Source organism: Photorhabdus kleinii, assembly GCF_025384885.1.
Classification (GTDB): domain Bacteria; phylum Pseudomonadota; class Gammaproteobacteria; order Enterobacterales; family Enterobacteriaceae; genus Photorhabdus; species Photorhabdus kayaii.
In genome coordinates, this window is sequence record NZ_JAJAFY010000011.1 from 48,765 (window position 1) to 58,300 (window position 9,536).

Below are 9,536 nucleotides of genomic sequence, written 5' to 3' on the forward strand. Positions count from 1 at the left end.
TGGGTGAGTGCTCAGACCAGCTTAGTGAGAAAAAATGGACACAGCATTTTTCATAATGAAAAAAACAAACCTCATTATTTTAAATGGGGTTTGTCAGCGGTCTGTAAAGCAGTTCACTTTTTTTATCTTTCCGACCAGGAATATGACATAAAAGGGTTTATTGATAAATTTGAAGAAAATAGCAATTTTTTATGCAATGTTTTTTCTGCGATTGTGGGATTTCATATTAAAAGAATTTTTCTTAAAGAGCCTGAAGAGAATTATGAAATAGAACCTGTATTTTATAATTCACGAATTTATTTATCAGAAGAACAGAGAGGGAATATAATTGATGCTTTTTATCCACGTTTTCATTTCTTTTATCAAAAAGAGTTAGTCGTAAATTTACATAGAAAGGTCTTTAGAATTGAAAAAAAGTGGATTCATTCAATACAGAAGAAACTCAATTGTTGTTTATACCCGTCATCTTTCAAGTTGCCTCTTTGTTGGCTGCACTCGCTCACCCCGGTCACATAGTTACCTATGCTCCCGGGGATTCACTCCCTTGCCGTCGCGATGCATCTTGAAATCCATTGGGTATAGGACTAAAGGAAATAATTTTCAAGTCAAAGATAATATCAATACAAATGAATATTCTAAGAAAAAATTCATGCGATTCATGAAAGGATATCGAAATAGTAAAAATTATGTTCATAACTTGATTATACAAAAAATAAAAGAACTATTAAATCATGCAGAGATCTCTTTTAATGAAAGATACTTTAAAGCTGATTATATATTTCATGACTTTATTACTGTTAATAAGAATTTATCATATCCTCTGGTATTAATAGATGCTCGAATTCCAGAGCATTCTGCTGATAGTAAATCCAAAATGTTTTTGGAAAAAGAGATTAAGGAAATATTTGAATTAAAAGAATTAACTTATTCCTCTGCTAAAGATTTTAACGCATTGGATAAAAATAAAAACTATTTGGTTTTCAATTCATTGGATGATGGATCTAAAACCAGTGTATTGGTTGAGGGTGAAACTAAAAACACGACATGGGATGCATTTAAGCCTATGAGAGAAAAGGGAATAGATAATGTTGAAGCGGATTACTATACGAAATTGAAATCTAATAGATTTAAAGCACAAGATGAAACGGTTATTCAGGGTATAGATTTAGATAATAATATTGTGGAAAACGATAAGAAAACCGGATTGGAAAAATTAAGCGACAAAATACTTATAAAAATCCAAAAGATCAAGAGTGAACTTTGGCTAAAAGAGAATATTTTCAAAGAGAAGAAGATTGAAAAAATTGATCTTCCAGATTTAAAGATAACTCTTGTATATATTAGGATTCCAGCGGAGTATAAGAAAAATAAGGAAATACTTGCTTCAATAGTTGATATTGATATTCATAATAAAACGCTTTTTATCAATGAGCATTCACTTGTAGAGAGTCAGTCGGCCCTTGAAGAAAAATGTAAATTTATGAAAAAAATCCCAAAACTTTATAATGAGTCTTTTTATTTATTTGATAATGTTGAAAAAATATGTCTTAGTCGATATCACTCGGATAGAATTCCCAGGATCATCGGTAATCAGAAAATAGATAATATTGAATATGCTTTGGAAGATGAGAATTTAGTGAATAGAGTATGTAATCCGATTGAAACAGTTTTACCCTATTACTTAGCGCCTAAACAGAATAGTCAGTATGAACATATTTATCTTCAACCGAGGGGAAATGACTTATTATATTTTGTATCACCATGCAATTCACCTAATCAAACGATTGCAAAAGAGAACTTAATTTACAATATTCTGACTATGGATAAAGAGGGTAAACAGGTAAATGCTATGGAACAAAATATTACATCTATTTTCCTACGTTCTTTTACCAACGATATATTAAAGCTAAGGGAAGTTAGTAAAAGCTCTTTATTTGAGAAAATAGCTAAGATATACATTGAAAACTAGGTGGAAATTAAAAGGTTTTCTCCGAAAAAACGGAAGGATTACACCGGCGGCACCGAGGCCATGCTAAAGTCACGGTGCTATAATAAAGTTGTCTGTTAATCCTTCTGGGTATTGATTTTGTTCCCGAAATCACGTTAGTATCCAGTAATTCATTCAAAGCAGCAGTTTTTAATTTATTATTAGGATTTGGAGGATTATTCAATAGATAGAGGATTAACTTTTTATCTTCTAGCGATAAGATAATTTTAGAATTTTCTTCAATCATTTTCTGAGCCTCTTTACTTACTGTTTGTATTAATGAAACCAGTCATATTCGGTATTAAAAACAGATGCTGCGGTTTTTACCGTATTTTTAAATTTTTAATTTATACGCAGATTTAACCTTGTTTCTACTACGTTTTGTTTTGCCATGAAAACACGCCTAGTTGAATATTTAAATATTATATCTTGATTGAAAAAATCAGTGTGTGAGTGCGTGTTTAACGAGGAGAGATTAAAAAAATGACTTTTAATAGTAGTTTAAACCCTGTATGTCATAAAGCTATCAATGAAAAATGGAGGATAGTCGTATGAATAATTTAATCAGATAATCTATTTTCTAAAAGGAGACGACTTTGATAATATTTTTAGCGGGTAATCTGTATCTGAAATGTTAGATGATGAGACGACATCTTGTATTTTAAATAAGTTTTTCAGCAAATTGAGAGCATGGCTAAAAATTAAATGGTCTGAGTCAGGTATCATTAGCCGTTTAGTGTAAACTGCTCAACTCTTTGAGGCACTTCATATTGGTTTAAATTCTATTTTAATTTGTTATAAATTGCATGTTATCTCCAATCTGTTATACCTATTTTTATACTCTCTCCATCAGAGATATTCCGTATTTGCAGAGCAAAATTAGCTCTAATCCTCATAGCTTCAAATGAACGGGCTAAATAAAGATTCTCCAGTTTATATTCTCCTCCTGCAACGAAGGGAACTTTAGGTATTAAACGATAACCAGATTGAATAGGGCCATTAATTTTTTGCCAAGAATGTGCTAAATAATACCCAGTTAGAACTTCGTAATCTTCCAATATAATTCCACACCATTCATTTATGTTTTCAGCCAATTTATCAAATAAACCCGTTTCAGGATCGAATGTATAGATGTAATCACCTTTTAAACAAAACTGATTTCCAAAGTGTCTTCTGCAAAAAAAAGAGCGTCTTTAGCCATATCTTCATATGAGTCAATCCATAGTTCACTGTTCTTCTAGTCTATTAGGCCGATTTTTTCGCTCACTGTTTCATATGGAAAAACTCGTAAGGCTGACTCAAACCCATAAAGTCCATTTTTTTTCGTTAATAGATAACTTAATTCATCTACTAATGATGGCCCATAAACAGAAGTAATGTATTTTTCTGACTTAACAGAAGAAATGTCATTATTGCAAATAGATAATAACTTATCAGCTAAAGGCCACATTTTTTTATTTCTCCATCTCTGTCTTTTTGACATACAAAAAGTATTTTTCCACGCAGGGTAGAGGCGCTGGTGATATTCCGGCCTGCCAATGCAGAAATATGGTCACGGACCTAAATTTGTCTGCCGAGGTTGGTGATGTCCTGTTGGACGGTTAAATCCACTTTGCTCACCCTGAATAAAGTGTAAGCATCTAGTTATCTCATCTGGCGGTAGAAAGATAATATTGAGCAAATGCTTCCTGTATTTCTTCATACAGAACTTTCCCCTACTTGTTGGGTATCCAATTTTCGGGGACAGTTCATTATGACCGGGATCTTTTACCCTGATAGCTAGTCAAAAATCCAATGAATGTGCTTTAATAAAATCATTGTACGTTTCATCTAGATGATAAAAATTTGCTTCGGGTTCATTTTTTACTACCTGATATCTTTTTACTAATTTCTCAAAAAGACCTTCTGGTACAGGATGTGGTTCTGGATCATTTTTTGCGCAATAGAAGTAAAACAATGCTTTTTCTAATTCCGGAATAGATAGGTTTTCAGCTTTATTGAGTAAATAATTAAAAGCATCCAACCAATTAGATTCCGATAAAATCAAAAAATCTAAAGCAATAGATTTAACAAAATTACCATCAAGATGATTCGAATTTAGGATTTTTTTACAAAAATGCAAACAATATCCAGAATCTTTCAACAATAGTTCTCCTAGATAATCTATTGCATCATCCGCAGGATCTTCATATGAATCCGCATTTATATAACCATTTTCAAGATAGCTTTCTAATCCTGAAACTAATTCGTTAAGTTCTATTTTTTCTGTCATTTGAAAGTTCCTGTCTGAACAGTAGCTAACCTCTTTGAACCATCAGGTAAGATTGTCCAAGTTGCATAAACTCTAACCGATCCATTGTTTCCTGAAACAACAACTGACGTTTTCCTGTTTTCAGGTGTAACATCTTTTGCTGAATCCAACAGTTTGCCTATAATCATATTATTATTAGTTTTAGTATCAGGAAGACCGGCGTTATTTAACACTTTATTCATCTCTTGGGAACGTTCAACATTGTGAATTTTCTTCTCCAAAATAGATAAATTTGTCTTATTTTCTGGATTTTTAGCAAATTCTCTTTGGTTCTGAATCCGCAAATCTTTAAGTGCATTATATTCTTTTTTAAGTGCATCAAGATCACCTGCTGCCTTACCACGCATATACAGTTCTACTTTATCAACAGGTATTTTGGCATCACCTTTTACTGCTGTAATATGCTCTTTACCATGCATATCCGGGAGTGACTTAATTTCAAAAGTCTTATTAGCATGTTTTACAGTTTGGTTGTGAGGTACTTTTGTAGTTTCCGTACTTGGATGATTCTCCTGTTTAGCGGCAGATTCTGGCGTGCCTTTTGCTGCGGGCTTCCTCCCTGCTATCCCCAGTCCAATTATTCCGCTACTGCTGCCCACTTTCGGCATTACACCAAACTGCTCGGCGAACTCCTTTCCTTCAACAGCTTTCTTTACTACATCCGGTAGCGACTGGTAAATCGCCTGAGCCTCCGCCTGCACAAAGCGGTTTAACTGTGCCATCTCCTCACTGCTGAGACTGGAGAAGAGCGAAGTTCGGTTCAGGCCACTGGCGGCGTCTGTTCCCGAGTTCATCATTTCCCAGACGGACACCACACAGCCCGGATTATGGGAACAGTTATCCGCCACACCTTCCAGACGGTTTTTCTCGCTGCGCTCCTTAAACTTGTCGTAAATTACCTGCTTATCTGAGCCAGTCTTTTCTGCTTCCAGTAGTTCTTCTTTCAGTTCATAAACATCTTTGGCCGTAAGGAAGTTATTCTCCACCGCATTCTTCCCGGCCTGGGCACCGGTGACGGCGCTGCCGGTGGAGTCTCCCGAAATGCCGCCTGCCAGACCTGCTGCCAGAGTGGAGAGGGTGCTGATGGTCTGTTTTTCCTCTTCACTTAAGTCACTGACTTTAACATTTTCGCCGTGAATGTGCTTCATCAGTTCCCGGGCAGCCAGTTCACCGCCCGCTGCGCCTGCCGCACCGGCCAGCGCGTTGTTACTACTGACTTCAGCGGCCACTGCCCCCAGAATCGCATGGGCCAGGGTATTGCTTACGACATCCACTTGATGGGTTTTCGGGTCGGTAGTCAGGTCTTTAATCACCCCGGCCAGGTAAGGGGAAGCGCCGCCCGCCAGCGCCTGACCCATATTTCCGCCCGCGAGTCCCTGAATGGCCGCGGTGGCAGCCTGTAAAGCGGTGTGGTATTTCCCACCGGTGCCAAAGCCAGATTCATTCAATGCCTGATTATAGGCGGTCTTGTAAATCTGGTCTTTAATTTGTTCCGGGGTGATGTCGGTTTTACCTTTATCCTTCAGTACTTTTATGGCCGCTTCTCTATCCGGGTCACTGATGTTTTCCAGTTTGGCGTGGGCCGCTTTGGTGGCGATAATGGCCCCTTCGGTACTGGCGATATCAATCACCTGCGCACTGATTTCGCCAATCAGTTGAGCCTGTTTCAGCCGTTGCTGTTCTTTCTCTTTGTCAAAGATAGGGCTGAGGGCATTGTTGGCATGGTCGGTATCCCGGCTCAGGGTGGTGATATCCTGTTGCTGGCTGTCTTTATCCCGGATAATCAGGGTACCGTCGCTGACCGCGGAGTGAGTGGTGCTCTGAGCATGGCCTTCCCGGTTAGCGCCGCCCAGAGTATTGGCCGCCATGTTACTGAGAAACATGCCGCCTGCTGAACCGCCGGTGCTGACACTTACGCTGTGGTGTTCGGTTTTAAAATCCGCTTTGTTCTGAATGTCGCCAAAGCCCAGAGTGCCGGTATCGAGGGTGTTTTTGTCTTTGTCTGCGGTACTGGCAATTACTGCGCCGTCAAGCTGGGTGTGTTCCCCCACTTTCACTTGATATCCGCCTTTACCAGCGAACAGTCCAGTTTGTTCCTGTACGGAGTCAAAGTTGCTGTGGATTTTGTCGCGGCTGGCGCTGAGGTTCAATGAACCACCTGAGCCGATAGTGGCACTAACGCCGGCACTGACATTTTGTTGCTTCATATCGTAGCGGTTGCTGTCCTGTTCTGGACAGCTTGTACCCCGCTAAGGCGGCTTTGGTTTCATTTGAAAATTTGAATTAAGTTAACATTATCCTGTCGGGCTAATGCGGGTGGAAAAAATAGCCCCGGTTTTGCAATGGCCGAGGCTGGTTACTTAATTTAGGAGTTCTTTTGACACATTGCCTGTATCAAAAAACTCTTTGAATACTTTCACTACAAAATCGAAATCTTTTGTGAGTTGGCGAGCTGGCCAATAATCACCTAAGATATTAATTTTTTGATCTGGTCCTTCTGGGTCCCAATAAGAACGAACATTATATTCATCTTCCATTACTTCACCTAATGTGAGCAAATAATCTCCTTCCTCAGTTCTTACCTGTAATTCAGTTTCATTATTGATGACACTTAATACTAATACTCCTGATTTACCTTTTAAATTTAATAGAATCTTCTCTATATCCAACCAAATAGGAAACTTTGTTTTTCCCCCTTTCCCATTTAAGATCCACTTAATAGAAAAATTCATTTTAATTTTTCTCCTTTATCGATTTCATTCCAGGAACCCAGTATAGTGTGCTGCCTGATTTTTCTTCATATATTGTAAGTGATTTTAGCCCAGCTTTATCGGCCATTGCTGCAATATCTCCCTTACAGTAACCACAGATATAATCCCTAGTTACTTTCAGCTCCATATCTCGGCCCATAGTTAAGCCATTCTCATAAGCTTGCTGTATGGCTCCAACCTCGGCATGCGCTGTTGCCATATTTCTATTAGGGAGATCTTTATTAGGCCGTTTTTCTATTTTGGCTTGTATTCGACCATTAATCAGGGTGGGTCGACTTTGTTCACCAAGATAGTAATCTGGTCGATTTCCCTGATTGGTGTCAGTAAATTTTTTCCCGGTTTCTTTATCAGTTAACTCTGCTGTCACCTTAGGAATGGATGTATGAGTTTTTTTATCCAAAACCCTGCTGTTTTCCTGAATTGAGAGTTTGTCTGGTGAGACGATTCCTTCTGTCGGCTTGGTTATGGCTTTATTACCGGCAACACCTCCAAATATAGCCAGTGAACCCAGACTCATATTTGTTACCCCACGGCTATATTCACCATCGATAACCTGCCCAATACCCGTACCCGCCTGATATGAACCCCCGGCAACAAGGCTTCCCCGAATAAGCGTCCCTGGCATGCCGGGTAATGCCATTAATGCATCTGTTCCGATAGCAGCTTGTCCTGAGTGTACACTGTATGTTTTCAGATAGCTTAGTGCCTCGTTATAGGCTTTCGCATTTGCGGCGGTTGCGACAAATGCACCTCCTTTAATTAAATTCTGAATTGCGGCAGCAGCTTCTTTCCCTGAGAAACCGTACTCTGTCTGTAACTCAGCCCCATATTGGTTGAGTAAGGTAGCCAGCTCCAGTTTTCCTTTTTCGTCTAATTTACCTTCACGATATTTGCCTAAAATTACATTACTGGCTTTGTCTTCATTGGTGAGTCTGACGATATTTTGTGACGCTTCCAGGAGGTTTTTACCCGCTTTTTGGTCGTCAAGGGCTTTGATCAACGTATCATTCTTTTTGACAGTCAGTAAGTTATTCTCCACCGCATTCTTCCCGGCCTGGGCACCGGTGACGGCGCTGCCGGTGGAGTCTCCCGCAATGCCGCCTGCCAGACCTGCTGCCAGAGTGGAGAGGGTGCTGATGGTCTGTTTTTCTTCTTCACTTAAGTCACTGACTTTAACATTTTCGCCGTGAATGTGCTTCATCAGTTCCCGGGTAGCCAGTTCACCGCCCGCTGCGCCTGCCGCACCGGCCAGCGCGTTGTTACCACTGACTTCAGCGGCCACTGCCCCCAGAATCGCATGGGCCAGAGTATTGCTCACGACATCCACTTGATGGGTTTTCGGGTCGGTAGTCAGGTCTTTAATCACGCCAGCCAGGTAAGGGGAAGCGCCGCCCGCCAGCGCCTGACCAATATTTCCGCCCGCGAGTCCCTGAATGGCCGCAGTGGCGGCCTGTAGAGCGGTGTGGTATTTCCCACCGGTGCCAAAGCCAGATTCATTCAATGCCTGATTATAGGCGGTTTTGTAAATCTGGTCTTGAATGAGTTTCGGGGTGATGTCGGTTTCACCTTTATCCTCCAGTACTTTAATGGCCGCTTTTCTGTCCGGTTCACTGATATTCTCCAGTTTAGCGTGGGCGGCTTTGGTGGCGATAATGTCCCCTTCGGTGCTGGCGATATCAATCACCTGCGCACTGATTTCACCAATCAGTTGGGCCTGTTTCAGCCGTTGCTGCTCTTTCTCTTTGTCAAAGATAGGACTGAGAGCATTATTAGCATGGTCGGTATCCCGGCTCAGGGTGGTGATATCCTGTTGCTGGTTGTCTTTATCCCGGATAATCAGTGCGCCGTCACTGACCGCGGCATGAGTGGTGCTTTGGGCATGGCCTTCCCGGTTAGCGCCGCCCAGGGTATTGGCCGCCATGTTACTGAGAAACATGCCGCCGGCTGAGCCGCCGGTGCTGACACTTACGCTGTGGTGCTCGGTTTTAAAATCCGCTTTGTTCTGAATGTCGCCAAAGCCCAGAGTGCCGGTATCGAGGGTGTTTTTATCTTTGTCTGCGGTACTGGCAATGACTGAGCTGTCAAGCTGAGTATGTTCCCCTGCTTTCACTTGCTTCATATCATAGCGGTTGCTGTCCTGCTCGCTACTGAGCGTCAGGTGGCGTTTGACGTCGGTGGTAATCTGTTCGCCGCTGACTTGAGTGCCCTTGAGCGTGGCATCCTGGCCAGCGTTGAGGGTGACAGTTTGCACCGCATCCAGCGTAGTTTCGTTATGGCTGACGCCGTTGCTGTGGTTGGTGTTGGCGGAGAGGTTAAGGCCAGTGGTAATGTGGAGTAACTTGACGCTTAAACTTAAACGAATTCTTTCTGTACTTCTTTATGGAGAACTTCCCCCTACTTGTTGGGTGTCCAACTTTCGGGGTGCATCTCATCTCAGGCCGGGAGCTTTTCAGTATTATGACAACAT

General features: G+C 40.9%; 7 protein-coding genes and 2 pseudogenes. 2 read left to right on the forward strand and 7 right to left on the reverse strand.

The genetic code is table 11. From position 1 onward, the window contains the following. Positions 1-3 precede the first annotated feature (3 nt). Together LG003_RS08365 and LG003_RS08370 are read left to right on the forward strand one after the other, a co-directional pair. On the forward strand, positions 4-516 hold the full coding sequence (locus tag LG003_RS08365) for a hypothetical protein (RefSeq protein ID WP_146747882.1): 513 nt from the start codon (positions 4-6) through the stop codon (positions 514-516). 133 nt (positions 517-649) lie between these two features. Beyond that, entirely contained in the window at positions 650-1,969 is a 1,320-nt protein-coding gene (locus LG003_RS08370; RefSeq protein WP_146747883.1) for a hypothetical protein, read from the forward strand. A 7-nt stretch (positions 1,970-1,976) separates the two neighbouring features. Here the strand turns inward: LG003_RS08370 and LG003_RS08375 are convergent, their stop codons facing one another. The 7 genes and pseudogenes from LG003_RS08375 to LG003_RS23405 form a co-directional block, all read right to left on the reverse strand. Next, a complete protein-coding gene (locus LG003_RS08375; RefSeq protein WP_315903382.1) occupies positions 1,977-2,276 on the reverse strand; it encodes a type II toxin -antitoxin system TacA 1-like antitoxin in 300 nt (99 codons plus the stop codon). Positions 2,277-2,796: 520 nt separating this feature from the next. Continuing rightward, positions 2,797-3,045, reverse strand: coding sequence for a hypothetical protein (locus tag LG003_RS08380; protein ID WP_112876403.1), 249 nt, complete (start codon positions 3,043-3,045; stop codon positions 2,797-2,799). Between the two features lie 179 nt (positions 3,046-3,224). Continuing rightward, positions 3,225-3,470: a hypothetical protein gene (locus tag LG003_RS08385; RefSeq protein ID WP_262980521.1), complete on the reverse strand. Its 246-nt coding sequence runs from the start codon at positions 3,468-3,470 to the stop codon at positions 3,225-3,227. A gap of 300 nt (positions 3,471-3,770) precedes the next feature. Further along, complete coding sequence (locus LG003_RS08390; RefSeq protein WP_112876405.1) at positions 3,771-4,259, reverse strand: hypothetical protein; 489 nt, start codon at positions 4,257-4,259, stop codon at positions 3,771-3,773. A 1,006-nt stretch (positions 4,260-5,265) separates the two neighbouring features. After that, positions 5,266-6,529: pseudogene (locus LG003_RS08395) on the reverse strand (VENN motif pre-toxin domain-containing protein); the annotation flags it as partial. A 129-nt stretch (positions 6,530-6,658) separates the two neighbouring features. Beyond that, a complete protein-coding gene (locus LG003_RS08400; protein ID WP_139657284.1) occupies positions 6,659-7,030 on the reverse strand; it encodes a DUF6911 family protein in 372 nt (123 codons plus the stop codon). Position 7,031: 1 nt separating this feature from the next. After that, positions 7,032-9,392, reverse strand: a pseudogene (locus tag LG003_RS23405) (cytidine deaminase-like fold-containing protein); the annotation flags it as partial. Between the last annotated feature and the right edge of the window lie 144 nt (positions 9,393-9,536).

Coding starts and splice junctions, on each gene's coding strand:
- LG003_RS08390 (WP_112876405.1), bottom strand. CDS start 4,259: ATGACAGAAAAAATAGAACTTAACGAATTAGTTTCAGGATTAGAAAGC.
- LG003_RS08400 (WP_139657284.1), bottom strand. CDS start 7,030: ATGAATTTTTCTATTAAGTGGATCTTAAATGGGAAAGGGGGAAAAACA.
- LG003_RS08385 (WP_262980521.1), bottom strand. CDS start 3,470: ATGTCAAAAAGACAGAGATGGAGAAATAAAAAAATGTGGCCTTTAGCT.
- LG003_RS08370 (WP_146747883.1), top strand. CDS start 650: ATGCGATTCATGAAAGGATATCGAAATAGTAAAAATTATGTTCATAAC.